Source organism: Halomonas sp. KO116 (genome assembly GCF_000734975.2).
Taxonomy (GTDB): Bacteria; Pseudomonadota; Gammaproteobacteria; order Pseudomonadales; family Halomonadaceae; genus Vreelandella; species Vreelandella glaciei.
Genome location: NZ_CP011052.1, coordinates 3,508,418 through 3,526,400 on the forward strand (window position 1 = coordinate 3,508,418; position 17,983 = coordinate 3,526,400).

The 17,983-nt window shown below is 54.1% G+C and carries 17 protein-coding genes; 10 read left to right on the forward strand and 7 right to left on the reverse strand.

The features are described 5' to 3' along the window. The first annotated feature begins 14 nt into the window (after positions 1–14). Together KO116_RS16170 and KO116_RS16175 are read left to right on the forward strand one after the other, a co-directional pair. Positions 15–689 (forward strand): erythromycin esterase family protein, encoded by a 675-nt coding sequence (locus tag KO116_RS16170; RefSeq protein ID WP_082072617.1) that lies wholly within the window; start codon positions 15–17, stop codon positions 687–689. Positions 690–714: 25 nt separating this feature from the next. Next, a complete protein-coding gene (locus KO116_RS16175) occupies positions 715–1,368 on the forward strand; it encodes a phosphoribosyltransferase (RefSeq protein ID WP_035559436.1) in 654 nt (217 codons plus the stop codon). Positions 1,369–1,472: 104 nt separating this feature from the next. Here KO116_RS16175 and KO116_RS16180 read toward each other — a convergent pair whose 3' ends face one another. The 4 genes from KO116_RS16180 to KO116_RS16195 all read right to left on the reverse strand — a co-directional run bounded on the left by KO116_RS16180 (position 1,473) and on the right by KO116_RS16195 (position 6,970). Beyond that, complete coding sequence (locus tag KO116_RS16180; RefSeq protein ID WP_035559434.1) at positions 1,473–1,802, reverse strand: four-helix bundle copper-binding protein; 330 nt, start codon at positions 1,800–1,802, stop codon at positions 1,473–1,475. Positions 1,803–1,969: 167 nt separating this feature from the next. After that, positions 1,970–2,440, reverse strand: coding sequence for a GFA family protein (locus tag KO116_RS16185; protein WP_035559431.1), 471 nt, complete (start codon positions 2,438–2,440; stop codon positions 1,970–1,972). A 135-nt stretch (positions 2,441–2,575) separates the two neighbouring features. Beyond that, positions 2,576–5,761, reverse strand: a complete 3,186-nt coding sequence (locus KO116_RS16190; protein WP_035559428.1) for an efflux RND transporter permease subunit — start codon at positions 5,759–5,761, stop codon at positions 2,576–2,578. Positions 5,762–5,767: 6 nt separating this feature from the next. Beyond that, positions 5,768–6,970, reverse strand: a complete 1,203-nt coding sequence (locus KO116_RS16195) for an efflux RND transporter periplasmic adaptor subunit (protein ID WP_035559426.1) — start codon at positions 6,968–6,970, stop codon at positions 5,768–5,770. Positions 6,971–7,420: 450 nt separating this feature from the next. On the opposite strand from KO116_RS16195, the gene KO116_RS16200 reads away from it, so the two are divergent. From KO116_RS16200 to KO116_RS25870, 4 genes are all read left to right on the forward strand, one after another. Further along, the gene (locus KO116_RS16200) at positions 7,421–8,380 is read left to right on the forward strand and encodes an AraC family transcriptional regulator (protein WP_035559422.1); all 960 of its coding nucleotides are present in this window, start codon (positions 7,421–7,423) and stop codon (positions 8,378–8,380) included. A 338-nt stretch (positions 8,381–8,718) separates the two neighbouring features. Then, positions 8,719–9,279, forward strand: coding sequence for a manganese efflux pump MntP (locus tag KO116_RS16205; RefSeq protein ID WP_035559419.1), 561 nt, complete (start codon positions 8,719–8,721; stop codon positions 9,277–9,279). 389 nt (positions 9,280–9,668) lie between these two features. Next, a complete protein-coding gene (locus tag KO116_RS16210) occupies positions 9,669–11,321 on the forward strand; it encodes a sodium:solute symporter family protein (protein ID WP_035559415.1) in 1,653 nt (550 codons plus the stop codon). Positions 11,322–11,392: 71 nt separating this feature from the next. Next, positions 11,393–11,524: a putative transporter small subunit gene (locus tag KO116_RS25870; protein ID WP_235272403.1), complete on the forward strand. Its 132-nt coding sequence runs from the start codon at positions 11,393–11,395 to the stop codon at positions 11,522–11,524. A gap of 70 nt (positions 11,525–11,594) precedes the next feature. On the opposite strand, the gene ilvY is transcribed toward KO116_RS25870, so the two are convergent. Beyond that, entirely contained in the window at positions 11,595–12,473 is an 879-nt protein-coding gene (gene ilvY, locus KO116_RS16215) for an HTH-type transcriptional activator IlvY (protein ID WP_035559413.1), read from the reverse strand. A 258-nt stretch (positions 12,474–12,731) separates the two neighbouring features. Between ilvY and ilvC the strand changes: the two genes are divergently transcribed. Next, positions 12,732–14,204 carry a ketol-acid reductoisomerase gene (ilvC, locus tag KO116_RS16220; protein WP_035559410.1) on the forward strand — a complete coding sequence of 491 codons (1,473 nt, stop codon included), beginning with the start codon at positions 12,732–12,734 and terminating at the stop codon, positions 14,202–14,204. 118 nt (positions 14,205–14,322) lie between these two features. Then, positions 14,323–15,840, forward strand: coding sequence for a molybdate ABC transporter ATP-binding protein ModF (gene modF / locus KO116_RS16225; RefSeq protein ID WP_035559407.1), 1,518 nt, complete (start codon positions 14,323–14,325; stop codon positions 15,838–15,840). A gap of 49 nt (positions 15,841–15,889) precedes the next feature. On the opposite strand, the gene KO116_RS25490 is transcribed toward modF, so the two are convergent. Together KO116_RS25490 and KO116_RS16230 are read right to left on the reverse strand one after the other, a co-directional pair. Then, a complete protein-coding gene (locus KO116_RS25490) occupies positions 15,890–16,060 on the reverse strand; it encodes a hypothetical protein (RefSeq protein WP_179915763.1) in 171 nt (56 codons plus the stop codon). Positions 16,061–16,245: 185 nt separating this feature from the next. Continuing rightward, the gene (locus tag KO116_RS16230) at positions 16,246–16,467 is read right to left on the reverse strand and encodes a VF530 family DNA-binding protein (protein WP_035559405.1); all 222 of its coding nucleotides are present in this window, start codon (positions 16,465–16,467) and stop codon (positions 16,246–16,248) included. A gap of 232 nt (positions 16,468–16,699) precedes the next feature. Between KO116_RS16230 and KO116_RS16235 the strand changes: the two genes are divergently transcribed. Further along, positions 16,700–17,521 (forward strand): aldo/keto reductase, encoded by an 822-nt coding sequence (locus KO116_RS16235; RefSeq protein ID WP_035559401.1) that lies wholly within the window; start codon positions 16,700–16,702, stop codon positions 17,519–17,521. A gap of 116 nt (positions 17,522–17,637) precedes the next feature. Then, a complete protein-coding gene (locus KO116_RS16240; RefSeq protein ID WP_200897105.1) occupies positions 17,638–17,973 on the forward strand; it encodes a hypothetical protein in 336 nt (111 codons plus the stop codon). Positions 17,974–17,983: the final 10 nt, after the last annotated feature.

Sequence of the window (17,983 nt, forward strand, 5' to 3'; positions counted from 1 at the left end):
TAAATATTTAGTACATGACCAAGGAGAGCGAAGAAGCCTATTTCAATGCCACTCAGAACGCCCGCGTAGTGAGAGCCGCCGAACAGTATTATCGGCTTATGTACCGTGGTTCCACCCAGTCATGGAACCTACGAGATCGCCACATGTTCGATACACTGCAGCAGGTGATAGAAGCCAAAGGATCAGACGCTAAGGTGGTAATCTGGGCGCATAATTCCCACATCGGTAATGCGTCTGCCACTGAAATGGGCTGGCAGGGTCAATTCAATATCGGCGAGCTGTGCCGCACTGCCTATGGCGAACAAGCTGTTTTAATCGGTTTCGGCACACACGCGGGGAATGTGGCAGCGGCTGATAACTGGGATTCGCCAATGAAAATCAAGCAGATTGTGCCGTCACGGGCAGACTCCTTTGAACGAATTTTTCATGAAACGCAGCTGCCATGCGCCTTAATTGAGCTGCGCAACCCTCAACACTCTGAGGTTCGAGAACAGCTAACCCAAACACGCCTGGAGCGTGCTATTGGCGTTATCTATCGTCCGGAAAGCGAGTACTACAGCCATTACTTCAAGGCCTCGCTAGCGGAGCAGTTTGATGCCTATGTGTGGTTCGATGAGACCACCGCCGTGACGCCACTGCCGAGCGCCAGACCCCAGGGAGTACCTGACACTTATCCTTTTGGGGTTTAGGCCGCTTGGCGCTTAGGAGCCACACATGCACACGCAACAAGCACTTTTTGATAATCGACGAGCAGCAGGACAAAAGCTTGCCCACGCATTATCCGGGGCGCGATATGACCTAGTGCTGGCACCACCTCGTGGGGGTGTGCCCGTTGCATACGAGGTAGCGATAGCACTTAAACTTCCGCTGGATGTGGTCATCGTGCGTAAGATTGGCGCACCTGGGCAACCCGAGGTTGGGCTAGGCGCTGTCGTCGATGGCGACCCACCTCAGGTGGTATGGACCGCGGATGTGCTGCAGGTTTTTCAGCCTTCTGAACGTTATCTTGAAGCTGAAGTAGAGCGCCAACTAAGCGAGATAACCCGCCGCCGTCAGGCTTATATTGGTAACCGGGCGCCCATTAACGTGAGCGAACGTCATGTATTATTGGTGGATGATGGTATCGCCACCGGCGGAACCGCCAAAGCAGCCGCCAGGGCGCTACGCCAGGCAGGCGCCGCTACCGTTACTCTGGCTGTGCCTGTCGCCCCGCAGTCCACACTGGATGAGTTAGCTACCGAGGTTGACGATTTGGTCTGTTTAGCTACTCCCGAGCCTTTTATCGCCGTTGGCCTTCACTATCACGATTTTACCCAAACCAGCGATGACGAAGTGATCACCCTTTTGCAGAAGGCTCCCTCTTTTTAATGCCCTCTTTTTAACGCTCTCTGTGATATAGAGTAAAATACAAAAAAGCCAGCTTTCACGACGTATGAAAGCTGGCTTTGTTTAATCTAGGCTTTTACGCGGGCTTAGGCAGCCATCGCAGCACACTCATTGGCGCAATGATGGCACGCTTTAGCGCACTCCTGACAATGCTCGGCATCGTGTTTGGCACACTCATCACCGCACGCTTTGCAAATATCAGCGCATATTCGGCAGATGTCCTTGGCGTATTCACTCCCCTGGGCCATGAAGGAAGCTGCCAAGCCGCAAATTTGCGCGCATTGGCGGTCCAGACGAATACACTCAGCCATCATTTTCACATCATCTTCTTGCAAGCAGGCCGTGGCGCAAGAATCACAATAAACGGCACAGACATTACACGCTTCAATACACGACTTATATTTTTCAAATTCCATCTTTCCACCCTCCTTGTCAAAAAACGAGAGCACGGCTGGACTTTCGCAAGATAAGGCCTTACAAGCCGTACATTGAACTCCAATGGGTCGCATTTCTATGGAGTTCGTATAAAAGAGTAGAACAGCCTGCTTTCAATACAAGCGAAGCAAGCGGCCTCATTAACGGCCTAGCACTCCAATCCTAGCCGCTGATGCCACTCGGCAAGACTCTCATCCGGATACTCATCAAAGCATTTGTCTTGGAACTGCCCATTTACCTCCACCCAGTCTGCCCGACTCCCCAGCATCATGTGAGTCCGCTTGGGCGGTGTCGGTAAGTCCGAATCGATCGCCGAAGCGAAAGGGTGTACAAGCTCGGGCCAATCGGGATCGTAAACCCATAACGACGAGGCGCAGTGCTTACAGAAGTGTCGCTCTCCCGTGCTCTGCTCACCCTTAATAAAGGCGCGATAGACAGTAATATGCTCTTCGCCACTAACGTTGAGCGTTTTGCTGTCGCCGCTGAGATTGATGGCATAGCCGCCACCGCCCGCCGTTTTACGGCAGATAGAGCAGTAACAGCGATTGAAAGGATAAGGGTGGTGTGACTTCACACTGAATGTTACGGCCTGGCAATGGCATGATCCTTTAAGCAGCATAGTCGCCTCCATTGCTTGCTTGAATACTCTTTCACTATAGCCAAACCAGCGTAAGCCCCGCATTTTTCTGCGGGGCTTACGCATTCATTTTCAATCTACCACGACATTTCAACCTACCGCTAACGATAGCCAACGTTAGGCAGGCAGTTCTTTTCGGTTAGCGTCCCCTTCACTGTGCAGTGTCGAAGCGTGATGACTGGTCAAAGGGCCAGCCAGCTTTCTCAGCGCCACGTAGAACACCGGGGTGAGGAACAAGCCAAACAGTGTCACCCCAATCATGCCGGCAAACACCGCCGTACCCAGCGCTGCCCGTACCTCGGCACCTGCGCCGGTAGCGATTACCGAAGGCAACACCGCTGCCGTGAAGGCGATCGAGGTCATTATGATCGGCCGCAGACGCAGTCGGCAGGCTTCCAGGGCTGCTTCCACCACACCCTTGCCCTGCAGTTCCAGCTCGCGGGCGAATTCCACGATCAGGATGGCGTTCTTACAGGCCAGGCCAATCAGCACCACTAACCCCACCTGCACGAAGATGTTGTTGTCACCCCCGCCAAACCAGACGCCGATCAACGCCGCGAGCATCGACATGGGCACGATCAGAATCACCGCCAGCGGTAGCGTCCAGCTCTCGTAGAGGGCTGCCAATACCAGAAATACCAGCAGGATCGACAGCGGGAAGACCACCAGCGCCGCATTACCCTGGGTGGACTGCTGATAGCTCAGGTCGGTCCACTCCAATGCCATGCCCGGCGGCAGTACCTCTTCCGCCAACGCGTTGATGGCGTCCATCGCCTGGGCGGAAGAGAGCACGCGGGGGTCAAATTCGCCAGCCAGGTCCGCCGCGGGATAGCCGTTGTAGCGCAGCACCGGGTCCGGGCCGAAGGTTTGCCGGATATCCACCATCGTACCGATGGGCACCATCTCCCCCTGGTCATTACGGGTGCGCAGGCGGGCGATGTCTTCCACGCTGCTCCGGTAGGGGGCGTCCGCCTGGGCGATCACCTGCCAGGTGCGGCCAAAGCGGTTGAAGTCATTCACATAGGTCGAGCCAAGGTAGGTTTGCAGGGTGTCGAACAGTTCGGTCAACGGGACACCTTGGGCTTTAGCCCTCAGCCGATCCACCTCGGCATCCAGCTGCGGCACGTTGGATTGATAACTGCTGATCGGAAAGCCCATCCCTGGCGTTTGCGCAATCGCGCCCTGGAGTTGGTTAACCGCCTGCTGCAGCGCCCCGTAGCCAAGATTGCCGCGATCCTCGATGAACAGCTGGAAGCCCGACCCATTGCCTAGCCCCAGAATCGGCGGTGGCATGAAGGAGAATGCAAACCCCTCTTTTAAGCCGCCAATGCCTTGATTGATTCGAGCATTTATCTCCGCAGCACTCAGGCTGCGCTCACCAAAGGCGCTGAGGGTAAGAAAGGCCACCCCGGTATTGGAAGTATTGGTGAACTGCAGCGCGTTCAGGCCAGGAAAGGCAATGGCGTGCTCCACCCCTTCGGTCTCCATGGCGATGTCCACCACGTCCTGAAGCATCTGGTCGGTTCTCTCCAGCGACGCGCCTTCCGGCAGAATCACGCCCGCGATCAGATAAAGCTTGTCCTGCACTGGAATAAAGCCAGGCGGTACCGCCTTGAACATCACGCCGGTACCCAGCAGCAACAGCGCGTAGACCACAAACACGGCACCCCGATGCTTCAGGGAGCGGGCCACACCGCCCTGGTACTTGTGGGAACTGGCGTTAAAGAAACGGTTGAAGGGGCGGAATATCCAGCCGAATAGCGTATCGATCACGCGGGTGAGGCGATCTTTGGGCGCGTTATGCGGCTTGAGCAGCATTGCGGCCAGCGCGGGCGAGAGGGTCAGGGAGTTAATGGTGGAGATCACCGTGGAGATGGCAATCGTCACCGCGAACTGGCTATAGAATTGACCGGTCACCCCCGACAGGAAAGCCATGGGAATAAACACCGCACACAGCACCAGCCCCACAGCGATAATAGGCCCGGAGACTTCCCGCATAGCCTGATGAGCGGCAGCCTGGGGCTTTAAGCCCTCCTCAATATTACGCTCCACGTTTTCCACCACCACGATGGCGTCATCCACCACGATACCGATAGCGAGCACCAGACCAAACAGGGTCAGCGTGTTAATGGAGTAACCCAGCAGGTAGAGCGCGCCAAAGGTGCCGATCACCGAGACCGGTACCGCAAGCAATGGGATGATGGAGGCACGCCAGGTCTGCAGGAACAGCGTGACCACCAACACCACCAGCAGCACGGCTTCCAGTAGAGTGGCTATCACTGACTTTATAGAGTCATTAACAAAGATAGTGGTGTCGTAGACGGCTTCGTACTCAACGCCTTCAGGGAACTGCTCCGACAACTCGTCCATGGTGGCAATCACCTGCTCTTGGATATCCAGCGCATTGGCACCCGGTGCCTGGAATATTCCCACCCCCACCGCGTTGTTGCCGTCCAACTGCGAGCGTAGCGTATAGTCCCCGGCGCCCATTTCCAGCCGGGCCACATCCGCAAGCCTGAGTATCTCGCCGCTGTCGCCGCGGCTCAGCACGATATCACCAAACTCCTCCACCGTTTCAAGCCGCCCACGGGCGTTAATCAAAGTGAGAAAATCGCTATCCGCGATGGGTTCGGCCCCCAACTGCCCGGCGGACACCTGGACATTCTGCTCTCGCATAGCTCCCACTACATCGCTGGCTGTCAGGCCGCGGGCAGCGATACGATCAGGATCCAGCCATGCTCGCATGGCGTAATCCCCCCCACCGAAGATTTGCGCATCGCCAATGCCTTCGAGCCGGGCGAGACGGTCGCGGACATTCAGCCGCACATAGTTGCGCAAATAAAGGGTGTCATATTCACCGCTGGGCGAGGTTAGGTGAACGACCATCAGAAACGTCGGCGACTGCTTCTGGGTAGTGACACCTTGACGACGCACGGCTTCCGGCAACCGAGCCTCTGCCTGGCTAACGCGGTTCTGTACGCGAACGGCCGCTTGTTCAGCATCGGTACCGGGACGGAAGGTGACGGTCATCTGCAGCACGCCATCAGAACCCGCCACAGACTTGAGGTACATCATGTCCTCAACGCCATTGATGGCTTCTTCCAGTGGCGTGGCGACGGTCTCGGCAATCTCCTTCGGGTTGGCGCCGGGGTAAACCGTTCTCACCACCACGGAGGGCGGCACGACATCCGGGTACTCGCTGATGGGCAGGTTGGGAATAGAGATCAGCCCCACTGCAAGAATAATGATCGACAGCACCGCCGCAAAAATCGGTCGGTCAACGAAGAAACGGGAGAAATTCATGGCGGTTTACTCCTCCCTGGCCGCAATGGTGGGCTGGTCGTCAGAAATAGGGGCATCAGCCGCCGGGGCTGCTGCTACGCTTTGCGGGCTCACTTCCATTCCGGGGAAGAACACTTTTTGCACGCCATTGACGATCACTCGATCACCCGTTTGAAGCCCGTCGGTGATGACTGTTCGTTCTGCCACCTGCCGCCCCGTGGTGACCTGGCGCTGCTCTGCCAGGTTATTCTCATTGACGACATAGACGTAGCGGCGATCCTGGTTGGTCAGCACTGCCTTACGATCCACCAGTAATGCTTGCTCTAAACGCGCAACCGGCATTTCGACCCGGGCAAACTCTCCAGGCCGAATGCGACCATCCGGGTTAGCCAGCACCGCCCGGAATTGCAGGGTGCCCGTATTGGGGTTCAAGCGGTTGTCGATAAAGTCCAGGGTGCCCGTGTACTGCCGCTGCGGGTCGCCGCCCAGCTCGATTGTCAGGTTATTCGGCGCGTCAACGGTTAATAGGGTCTGGCTGGCAAACGCGGCCTGCTCATCCGCTTCAAAGTAAACGTGTACCGGATCAATGCTTACCAGCGTGGTCAGCAGGCTCTGATCGGCACTGGCCAGGTTGCCGCGGGTCACCATTGCCCGGCCGGCACGGCCACTGACCGGTGCGGTAATGCGGGTATACTCAAGGTCTAGCTCGGCGGTATCTAACGCCGCTTGGGCGGCATCCACCATGGCGCGTGCGTTGTTTAGCGCCGACTGACGCTGATCATGTACTTCCTGAGAAATGGCCTGACGCCCCAGCAACACCCGGGCGCGCTCAGCTTCGCTGCCAGCTTGAGCCAGCTGGCTCCTGGCCTGGGCAAGATCCGCCTCGGCGGCGCTAACACGGGCCTGGTAGGGACGCGGATCGACCAGAAACAGCAGATCCCCCTGCTCGACCAGTTCGCCCTCTTCAAATGCCACTTCCTGGATATAACCGCTAACCCGGGCTCTTAACTCGACCGTTTCAGCCGCTTCCACCCGCCCGGTAAACGACTCGCTCAACACCACCGGCTGAGCGATGATTTCCGCGACGTCGACTTCCGGCGGCGGCGGTGACGAAGGCGCTGCTGCCTCCTCACTCTTGGCCTCGCACCCGGTCAACAAGGCCGTTAGTAGCAGGAACAGAATCACTGCCCGGCTGCTTACAAAGCGGGTTCTTTGAGACAGACTTCCCATGCTTACTTGCTCCAATGGCTACCGAAAACCGATAGCAACGTTCGTTGTACATTGCGCACCGCGCAGGCGGTTGACGATTAACTAGTCGTTTAAACAACGTCAGAATCGACAGTCATTTATTGTTAACAGGAGGACTGAATGGGCTGGCATGATTGAGCAGTGCCTTACTGTCAATCAGACGTTACTCACCATAGGCGACGCGAACGCATTTGAGGTATCAGGTTCCTGCGGGAAGATTGCCTAATTCTGTCGTGGCGAGTGAAAACGTAAATAAGAGGGTGAGGCGGGATAACGACCTATTTCGGTGCATAGGCACGATGACAAGGTGATGACACTTAGCGCGAATTGTCGGTTTCTACGGGGTGCTTGCCTGATTCTGCAAAACCAGCCGAAAATCCTTCGATTCCTCAAGCGAGGGCATATACTGCAAACTGTTAAGGAGGAGAGCCCGTGACCGTTATCGCACCTGAACAGATCACCCATTTCAGCGACAGCCTGCCGCAGCAACTGAGCCAAGTCGTCCGCCGCTGGTCGCCCCTGGAAGCACTTCAGGACACGGCGATTGCCGAAGTTCAACTGGTGCGCACTGATGCCCCTTCCAGTTTTCACTGCGCCGTCTATGAACCGTGCCTGTGCTTTGTCATTCAGGGCAGCAAGACCGTGTTACTGGGTGACAAGGAGATCGTCTACACCGGGCCCAGCTACATGGCGAGCGCCGTTCACTTACCAGTGGTAGGCAGGATTGACCATGCCTCCTCAGAAAAACCCTTCCTGGCGGTAAAAGTCTCTGTGGATCCTCAGCAGGTAGCGGGGCTAATACTGGAACTGGGTGATAAGGCACCGCTTGGGGGGAATGATGCTATTTGCCCCGAGATGGACTGCGGATTAAGGTCGGCCCCTATGGATGCTCGTATGCAGGGCGCGCTCTTTCGCTTATTAAGCCTGCTCGACTCCCCGGAAGATATTAAGGTGCTTTCACCCTTGGCCCGGCGGGAGCTGATCTACCGGGCGTTAATGGGCGCATTGGGGCCACATATGCGCCGGTTTGCCGCCTCGGACTCCCAGGCTAATCGAATTGCGCAGGTTATCTACACGCTTAAAGAGCACTATGCCCAGCCGCTTAAGATCCGTGAGCTGGCAGATGCAGCCAATATGAGCGAATCGACGCTTTATCACAGTTTCCGTCAAGTCACTCGCATGTCGCCCCTGCAGTACCAGAAGAAGCTTCGCTTGCATGAAGCCCGGCGGCTAATGCTCGCCGAGGGGCTGGAAGCGGCCACCGCCAGCTATCGTGTGGGTTACGAAAGCCCTTCCCACTTCAGCCGCGAATATAGCCGCATGTTTGGCGCGCCACCTCGCGCTGACGTTAGCCAGTTACGAGGGGCACACGCGTTATCACAGCCCGCCTAGATGCCAATCTTTTAAGCAGGCATTGTTAAATATTTAAACCGTTAACCCTTAGTTTCAAATCACTCAACAACACCACTTTTAAAAGGTAAAAAAAACGCTAAAAATCATTAAACATTAAAATCCCAACAAAGTAAGCTAACACACACATTGTTAGCCTCGGCTATATTAGTTCGTATCTACAAACTTTATTTTTTAACTAGCCTACTTATTTAAACATTAAAGCATGCTAGCATTCGTCGCTATTAATCACCCTATATTTACACTCAGACATGGCTTTTTATTGCCATGTTTTTAGGTTTATATACCCGGTACTTTTTCAGCGAGCGAGTTCATATTTCATGACGCCTATCACCCTGCTATTCCTGGCCGTTTCCATGTCGGCAGACGCCTTTGCGGCCTCTATCAGCAAAGGCGCCGAGCTGCAAAAGCCCCGTTTCCGGCATGCTATCGGTATTGGTTTGGTATTTGGCGTGATTGAAGCAATAACACCAGTACTTGGCTGGGCGGCGGGTAAGGCATCGCAGCAGTATGTGCAGGCCTGGGATCACTGGGTGGCCTTTACGCTACTTTCCATTATTGGCCTACATATGATGTATACCGGGCTCAAAAAAGACGACAAGATAGAACAGCGCAAACAAACACTCTGGTTATTAGTGTTAACCGCCACGGCGACCAGTATTGATGCCATGGCCGTGGGCGCCAGCCTTGCGTTTATCGATGTCAGTATCATCACCACCAGCTTGGCTATCGGCCTCGCAACCACGGTAATGGCCTTTATGGGCACATTACTGGGCAATAAGCTTGGCAAGTTTGTTGGTCACTGGGCAGAGCTTATCGGCGGTGTGGTGCTGATTGGCATTGGCTTAGCGGTACTGGCAGAACATACGGCGTTTTTTTGAATCTTTGCACGTAATACTGAGCTTTCGATGCCCAGGCATAAACACTTTTCGAGCATTTAGGGCGTAATCTCCGCCCATCCCGACCTCTCTATCCCCCCTACCCATTAGGGCAACAACCTGTACTGTTCATGCTTAAGGGAGTAGGGTAGCTAACCGGATCGATCCTCCCAGCGCTTTGTTGCAGTTCACTGTGTGCGTCAATTCGGCCCCCTTACCACGGCGTCTCCAACGCCGGAAATTGCACGACCAGACTGCCAACCGCAGTCTCATCTCGCTACAGACATACCTAGAAAGATGTTCTGTTTTTGCTTACGTCCTCTGACGCCTCTCCGTAATGGAACTCTGGTTGTGATGAAGGATGCTAAGGCTGCTAAGCCTATGGGTATTCCATGAACGAAGAAAGTTTTTATCAGTTCTCGACCCTGACTGTCCTCGCTTTGCTAGCGGCTTTTTACGGCGGCACTTACCTGCTCACCCTGCTGATTAAAAAGAAAAAGGAAAATACCGACGCCTTTATGGTGTCCAACCACCAGATTGGCTTTGGCCTTGGCGCTGCCAGTATGACCGCCACTTGGATCTGGGCGGCCTCGTTCTACGGCGCGGCCACTTCAGGTTACACCTACGGCATTTCCGGCCCTTTGCATTACGGGCTGTGGGGCGCATTGATGATTCTGTTCATCTACCCCTTTGGCCGTCGCTTTCGCAAACTGGCGCCCAACGCCCACACCCTCGGTGAGCTGATCCACGCCCGCCATGGCTCTTCCAGCCAGTTAATTCTCGCCTCCTCCAACATTCTGGGCAGCATCATCAGTCTGATGGTGAACTTTACGGCTTCCGGCGCGCTGGTCTCGGTGCTTTCGCCCCTCTCGTTCCAGGCCGGTGTAGTGATTGCCGGGGTTGGGGTGCTCTCCTATACGCTGTGGTCAGGTTTCCGCGCCTCGGTGCTGACGGATTTCGCCCAGCTAATGGCGATGATGGCCGTGGCCATTCTAATTATTCCAGCGGTGATGTTCGCCCTCGGCGGCCCGGAAACGCTGTCAGATGGCATGAGTCTCCTTACCCCAGAGCAAGCCAACCTGTTCTCGATGGATGCGATCCTCAATCAAGGCGCGCCCTTCTTTGTGGCGGTGCTGGCTTACGCGATTGGCAACCAGACTATCTCACAGCGGCTATTTGCCGTGCGTGAAGACCACATCAAACCGACCTTTATCACCGCAACCATTGGTTACGGTGCGATCGTGATTGGCCTTGGCATGATTGGTTTGATGGCACTGATGACCGGCATGGAGCCGATTGATGGCGACATGAACAACCTGATCCCGCAGATGGTTTCTATGTACCTCTCGCCGGTGTTTATCGGGCTGTTCTTTATCCTGGTAATCGGTTCGCTCTCCTCTACCGCTGACTCGGATCTCTCCGCCATGTCGGCGATTGTGATGGCCGATGTTTACGGCAAGAATATCGCCAAAAACAAACCCGACCCGACCAAGATGCTGTTTATCGGCCGACTGACCATGATCGTTGCGACGCTGATTGGGGTGATTCTCGCCAGCTTCTCGATGGATATTCTGATCATGCTGGTCTTTGTTGGTGCTCTTTGGGGCGCGATTGTGTTCCCGGTCATCGCCAGCTGCTTCTGGGATCGCGTGACCAACAAGGCCTTCACCTCTGCGGTAATCGCGGGCTTGGTGATGTTCTGCGTCGCACGATTCGAGCTAGTACCGATGATTGGCGTCACTGCGGGGCTGTTTGAACTACTCGCCGCCGTCGGCGGTGGTGTAGTGCTCGGTTTAATGGCCTTCGGGTTCTGTGGACGCCGGGTTGGCTTGGTCTTCGGCACACTCTGCGCCATCGTGCTGGCCTACTTCTGCGTCGGATTCCTGCGGGACTACACGGTGCTACTGGCCTCCTTAATGGCCTACGGCGTCAGCACCATCGTCTGCATCGCGGTCAGCCTGATGAGTTCGAGCAAGTTCGACTTCTCGCAGATCGATCAGAAAGTGATCAACTACGATCCGGCCAAGCCTGCTACACAAGGCTAAGCCCGGCGTTACGTTCGAGTCACTTCATCCGCTGGTGCGCCAAGCGCACCAGCCAGACAATAGGAAAGCCCATGCAAACCTTTATCTTGGCGTTATACGTACTGATCTGGCCGTTAATATCACTCGCCATATTCGCGATCATCGGCATCGCCACCGTCAAAGACATCCGCATTGCACGACGTGATAAGCGTGAGCTGGTGTGACATAGCTATTCATAGATGAGCAAGTAGTAGGGGAAATAAGTGCGGCAAAGGACTGCCGTGACTTATAGGCCTACATCAAGCTCCAAAAAGCATCGACCAGCGGATTTTTTAAGTTTTTCTTCAACGTAAACAAGCCAATATCGTAGGGTTCCAGCTCCGGCGTCACGTCGAGCACCCGAATACGATCCACCAATGGGCTGTTATCGAGCACAATTTTTGGCACCACACCAATGCCGAAGCCCAAGCTCACCATACTCACAATCGCCTCATTACCCGTGACCTGTGCATAAATGCGCGGGGCAATATCGCGTTGGCGAAACCATTCGTCTACACGCGCTCTTGAGACACCGCTCTCCGATAAGATCATTGGGATACTCGCCCACTCTTCCGATGCGGTTGGCGAAGTCGTGGGAACGTTCGGCACTTGCTGCTCAAGCGGCGCAATAAATAACAAAGGCGACGTCGCAATGGGCTTAAAGGCTAACCCGCGAGGTAGGTTGGCGGGGCGTGCCGCAATGCTGAGGTCTTCTTTACCATCCAGCACATGCGCAATCGCGTGTTCCGGGTCCCCCGTGCGCAGCTTTATTTCAATCGCAGGATAGGCAATACGAAAACGGCGCAGCAGCTCGTATAAAAAGCTATAGCTAGCGGTGACGGAACCGTACAAGCTGATTTCACCGCTTAATTGATCAGCGTTGTCGGTTAACTCATGGCGGATCAAGTTCCACTGGCTGCTGGTATCACGCGCGTATTTAAGAAATTTCTGGCCTTCCTGGGTCAACGCCACGGTTCGATTGTCGCGATTAAACAACGGCACACCCAGCTCGTCTTCTAAATGACGAATATTGCGCGACAGCGCAGAAATGCTGATATGACACTCATCGCTGGCGCGCCCGAAATGCAGCGTTTCTGCCAAGGCGAGGAATTGCTTTAAAAGTTTAATATTCATACAAAAGATGGCACTCCGCGTTTGCGCTCATGGCGATATCCGAATACTAACCGACCGTTGCTAATAATGGGACGTGTTATTGCAAATATATCAATTTAAGAAAGAGTCGTACTTGTATACATTAGCCCTACTCACATGCTCTTAAAGACATGCTCTTAAAGACATAGCGCTAGCGCTCACCCCTAGCGACGGTGTCACCCTTTTTAATATCGGTGTACCTTACATCGACACATTGATCATAAAATTAGGATGCTAACGATGGCTAACTATTTCAATACCTTACCGCTACGCGAGCAATTGGCTCAGCTAGCGCAATGCCGCTTCATGCACACCGCTGAGTTTGCTGACGGCGTCGAAGCGCTGAAAGGCAAAAAAATGGTGGTTATCGGCTGTGGCGCACAAGGCCTTAACCAAGGTTTGAACCTACGCGACAGCGGCCTGGACGTTTCTTACGCACTGCGCCCGGAAGCCATTGAGCAAAAGCGCCAGTCCTGGAAAAATGCTTCTGAAAACGGTTTTGTGGTAGGTACTTACGAAGAACTGATCCCCACTGCAGACGTTGTGTTGAACCTCACCCCCGATAAGCAGCACACCTCGGTAGTGAACACGGTGATGCCGCTGATGAAGGAAGGCGCCTGCCTGTCTTACTCTCACGGTTTCAACATCGTAGAAGAAGGCATGAAAGTTCGCGACGACTTAACCGTCATCATGGTGGCACCGAAGTGTCCAGGCTCTGAAGTTCGCGCTGAATACGTGCGTGGTTTCGGCGTTCCCACCTTGATCGCTGTTCACGAAGACAACGACCCAAAAGGCGAAGGCCTTGCGCTGGCAAAAGCCTACGCGGTAGGTACTGGCGGCCACAAAGCGGGCGTGCTGATGTCCTCTTTCATCGCGGAAGTGAAATCCGACCTGATGGGTGAGCAAACGATCCTGTGCGGCATGCTGCAAACGGGCTCACTGCTGTGCTTCGACAAGATGATCGAAGAAGGTATCGACCCGGGCTACGCCTCACGTTTGATTCAATACGGCTGGGAAACAGTCACCGAAGCGCTGAAGTACGGCGGCGTAACGAACATGCTAGACCGTCTTTCTAACCCAGCGAAGATCAAAGCGTTCGATCTTTCTGAAGAGTTAAAAGAGATCATGCGTCCGCTGTACAACAAGCACCAAGACGACATCATGAGCGGCCACTTCTCTAAGACAATGATGGAAGACTGGGCGAACGATGACGCTAACCTTCACAAATGGCGCGCCGAAACCGCTGAAACCAACTTCGAGAAAACACCCGCTGGCGATGTCGAAATCACTGAACAAGAGTTCTTCGACAACGGTATTTTGATGGTGGCGATGGTGAAAGCTGGCGTTGAGCTTGCTTTCGAAACCATGACAGCAGCGGGCATCATCGCTGAATCGGCTTACTACGAGTCGCTGCACGAAACACCGCTCATCGCGAACACCATCGCACGTAAGAAGTTGTACGAAATGAACGCGACTATCTCGGATACCGCGGAATACGGTTGCTACCTTTACAACCACGCCTGCGTGCCGCTGTTGGCAGACTTTATGAAAGGCATCAAATCCGACGTGATCGGTAAAGGGCTTTCGCTAGACGACAACGGCGTTGATAACGCACGTCTGATCGAAGTTAACACCGCCCTTCGTTCACACCCCGTAGAAGCCGTTGGCTCGGTTCTTCGTGGCTACATGGCTGACATGAAAAAAATCGTTTAATCGCCTGATTAACCGATAGACGTTCAGGTCTTCAACACCTAGGCCGCCAAAAAAAGCCGAGATATCATCACGATATGCTCGGCTTTTTTGTTCCTAGAACAACGTAAGGAAGAGAGTAATGGATTCGTTAACCCGCCTAGACGATATTCACCAAAACCATATCCGCCTATCAAAAGCGACGGTCAGCTTTGATGATCGTTTCACGCTAAGCGAGATTGATTGGACCATTACGCCAGAACAACACTGGGTTATCACTGGCCCCAACGGCGCGGGTAAATCTGCCCTAGCAGCTGCGCTAGCGGGCATTGGTGACATTAAGAGTGGGAGCATTCAAGGCCTTCCCAACAACGTGGAAATTGTCTCTTTTGAAGTCCAGGCGGAGCTCATCGCCCAAGAGCTGAAGAAAGACGACGCCGACATTATGGACGTCATTTCACTCGGCACACCCGTCAGTGAAATGATTTTCGATCATTGCCAAGACACTGAACTTGCCCAATCCTTGGTCGAAAAATTTGGCCTAGGCACACTGCTCGATCGCGCGTTTCGCAAACTTTCCACCGGCGAAACCCGTAAAGTCATGCTGATTCGCGCACTGGCCAACAAGCCTGATTTACTTATTTTAGACGAGCCCTTCGATGGGTTAGATGCCGACACGCTCAAGATGCTGCAAGCACACCTAGCCTCTATTATCGACGCAGTTCCCATGGTCATGGTGCTGAACCGCTTTGATGAAATGCCGGACTTCATCACCCATGCGGCCTATTTAGATAAAGAACGTGAGGATAAAGAGCGTGGGGATAAAGACCGTTCGGTTAAACAGCGTGGAGACAAAGGCCGCCTGAAGCTCACGGTAGACCGTCAAGATGACGCCGCCTTCAACGAGCTCTACCAATTACTGCATTTAAAAACCACCGACCTAAGCGTGCCGGAGGCCGACCCCACCAATAAGCTACCCGCTCTCGACCCGAGCCAGCCATTAGTCAAATTAACCCAAGCGACCATCCAGTACGGCGACATGGTGATTGTCGATAAGCTCGATTGGACGATAGAACGGGGCCAGCATTGGCAGCTAAGTGGACCTAACGGTAGCGGCAAAACCTGCGTTTTATCGTTGATCACCGGTGACCATCCGCAGTGCTATACCAACGATATTTTCGTGTTTGGTTTCCAGCGCGGTAACGGCGAAAGCATCTGGCAGATTAAACAGTTTATCGGCTATGTCTCCACTAACCTGCAGTGGGAATACCGGGTTAGCACCAGCTGCAAAAACGTGATTATTTCTGGCTTCTACGACAGTATCGGTATGTACACCAAGTCCACCGACAGCCAGAAAAAAATTGCCGACCAGTGGCTCGAACTACTCGGCATGCAAGACCGCGCCGACCAGCCGTTTAACAAGCTCTCATACGGCGACCAGCGCCTGCTGCTCATTGCCCGCGCCATGGTTAAACATCCGCCCCTGCTGATTCTAGACGAGCCTTGTCTTGGTCTGGACGACATCAACCGCCAACTCGTTCTCGCCCTGATCGAAAAAATCTGCCAAGGTTCAGAAACCACCGTGCTCTATGTCAACCACCACGCGGAAGACCAGATCTCAGGCATAGAGCATTATTTAGCGCTGAAAAAGAATCACTAATTTTTCAAATAGTTAACAGCAGTAACGATATTAAAAAATGGCCAGCCAGCTAGTCTTTTTTATCTATCGTTACCTCAATAGACTTGCTGTCACCAGCAAACCATTTCTGAACATACAGCGTGCCCACAATAGGCGCCGTTCCTGCATCAGGCACTTCCTTATAGCGCACGCTGTTTTTGGTTTCTTTCTCGTATTCAAACATGACTACTTTCTTCGACATGACATTTACCCGCTAAATAACGACAATTGATTCGCCAAGCACCCCTTCAACAACGGACTGTGCTTGGTTTGGATCGCGCGATTTATAGTGCCTTATTCCACATGACCGTAACCTCCTTCAGCCTTTTGCAATTTCGCTGAAAACGCGGAGCCCTCGATTTCTTCTCATGGATCAATATTGCCGCATTAATCGGCAAACGTCTTAATATACAGCGCTTCAACTTTATCTCGCGCCCATTGTGTTTTACGTAAAAATTTCAACGAGGATTTGATGGAAGGATCACTGTAGAAGCAGTTGATGTTGATTTCTTCGTATAAGCCAGCCCAGCCGTAACGCTCGAACAAGCGAGTTAATATCGTTTCGAGGCTTAAACCATGCAAAGGGTTATTAGGTTGCGGATGGTTCATCAAGTCATTCCCAGTGTCATTGTCAAAGCCTTATCCATTACTGCTAGGCTACCAATAACTTAGATTACCAGAGGAGCTTAAGAAAGCGCAGCCGGAATGGAAGTCGACTGCGCCTGCCATGCATTGATTTTACGCATCAGACGGTAAAAGCGTACCTCCAACGTCATTTTTCTGAAGCGATATTTGAACCTTGGGGAGCCACATTGATGCCTAATACTATAGAGAGAGCAATATGCAGACGATTGAGCTAGGCGGAGACAGCGTACCCCGTATAGGCCAGGGTACTTGGCACATGGGCGAGGATGCCGGACAGCGGCAGGCTGAGGTCAGGGCACTGCGTGAAGGTTTGGATTTGGGCATGACGCTGATCGATACCGCAGAGATGTATGCCGAGGGCGGCGCTGAAGAGATTGTTGGCCAAGCGATCCGTGACCGGCGCGATGAGGTGTATCTGGTCAGCAAGGTCTACCCCCATAACGCCAGCAAAGAGGGTGTTCAAGCCGCCTGCGAGCGCAGCCTGCGCCGATTGGGTACCGATACGATCGACCTCTACCTGCTGCACTGGCGCGGCCAGTACCCGCTGAGCGAAACAGTGGAAGCTTTTGAGCGGCTGCGCGAACAGGGTAAGATCCTGCGCTGGGGCGTATCGAACTTCGACACTAACGACCTAGCCGAGCTCGACGCGCCCGCTTGCGCCACCAATCAGGTGCTCTACAACCCCGAAGCACGCGGCATTGAATACGACCTACTGCCCTGGCAAGCACAACACAACATGCCGCTTATGGCCTACTGCCCCATCGGGCAAGGCGGCGAGCTACTGCATGACGCCGCCCTGCAACGCATCGCCGACAAACACACCGCCACTCCCGCGCAAGTCGCCCTCGCCTGGGCACTGCGCCACCCCGGTGTGATCGCTATTCCCAAAGCCGTGAACCTGGACCACCTCAAACAGAACTTTGATGCAGATAAGGTCAGGCTCGACGAAGAGGACCTGGCACAAATTGATGCCGCTTATCCTCGCCCAACGCGCAAGCAGTCTTTGCAGATGGTGTGAGGACGCGCCATTAAAGGCCCAGGACAGGAGCGCTGTCATGTCACTGCCCGCCCCACAACCAAATGCCTGGATCAGCTTCCTCGCCCACCTGCTGTTTATCCTCGCGGCGTGGACGCTTGTTCATCAAATACCTGTTTCCCGTGGGTTACGCGCTGGCCTACGGCGAGCCCTGGGCGCGGTATATCTATTGGGATCTATGGCCACTGGCGCACGTCTGGCTCGGCTGGGCGCTGCTCGAACGGCCTCGCTATACGCGCGCATTGGCGGTGGGCATGTCGGTCATTGAAATCCTTATCATCTGCACCCTGTTCGCCCGTTTTCTTGCCGACCCTGAGTGGTCGATCTGGCGTACCAACTGGTTTGTGAATAAGGTATTTGTGCTGACATGCTTTGTACTGGTGTTGGCTGCCACGGTTCCGATTCAAAAAAACCTGAAAGAGCGACCGCTATGAAGCATCGCAT

What these genes read in the sequence shown, in the direction of transcription:
- KO116_RS16205 (WP_035559419.1), top strand. Translation starts at nt 8,719, where the DNA reads ATGACGCCTATCACCCTGCTATTCCTGGCCGTTTCCATGTCGGCAGAC.
- ilvY (WP_035559413.1), bottom strand. Translation starts at nt 12,473, where the DNA reads ATGAATATTAAACTTTTAAAGCAATTCCTCGCCTTGGCAGAAACGCTG.
- KO116_RS16190 (WP_035559428.1), bottom strand. Translation starts at nt 5,761, where the DNA reads ATGAATTTCTCCCGTTTCTTCGTTGACCGACCGATTTTTGCGGCGGTG.
- KO116_RS16195 (WP_035559426.1), bottom strand. Translation starts at nt 6,970, where the DNA reads ATGGGAAGTCTGTCTCAAAGAACCCGCTTTGTAAGCAGCCGGGCAGTG.
- KO116_RS25490 (WP_179915763.1), bottom strand. Translation starts at nt 16,060, where the DNA reads ATGTCGAAGAAAGTAGTCATGTTTGAATACGAGAAAGAAACCAAAAAC.
- KO116_RS16235 (WP_035559401.1), top strand. Translation starts at nt 16,700, where the DNA reads ATGCAGACGATTGAGCTAGGCGGAGACAGCGTACCCCGTATAGGCCAG.
- ilvC (WP_035559410.1), top strand. Translation starts at nt 12,732, where the DNA reads ATGGCTAACTATTTCAATACCTTACCGCTACGCGAGCAATTGGCTCAG.
- KO116_RS16185 (WP_035559431.1), bottom strand. Translation starts at nt 2,440, where the DNA reads ATGCTGCTTAAAGGATCATGCCATTGCCAGGCCGTAACATTCAGTGTG.
- KO116_RS25870 (WP_235272403.1), top strand. Translation starts at nt 11,393, where the DNA reads ATGCAAACCTTTATCTTGGCGTTATACGTACTGATCTGGCCGTTAATA.
- KO116_RS16210 (WP_035559415.1), top strand. Translation starts at nt 9,669, where the DNA reads ATGAACGAAGAAAGTTTTTATCAGTTCTCGACCCTGACTGTCCTCGCT.
- KO116_RS16175 (WP_035559436.1), top strand. Translation starts at nt 715, where the DNA reads ATGCACACGCAACAAGCACTTTTTGATAATCGACGAGCAGCAGGACAA.
- KO116_RS16170 (WP_082072617.1), top strand. Translation starts at nt 15, where the DNA reads ATGACCAAGGAGAGCGAAGAAGCCTATTTCAATGCCACTCAGAACGCC.
- KO116_RS16230 (WP_035559405.1), bottom strand. Translation starts at nt 16,467, where the DNA reads ATGAACCATCCGCAACCTAATAACCCTTTGCATGGTTTAAGCCTCGAA.
- modF (WP_035559407.1), top strand. Translation starts at nt 14,323, where the DNA reads ATGGATTCGTTAACCCGCCTAGACGATATTCACCAAAACCATATCCGC.
- KO116_RS16180 (WP_035559434.1), bottom strand. Translation starts at nt 1,802, where the DNA reads ATGGAATTTGAAAAATATAAGTCGTGTATTGAAGCGTGTAATGTCTGT.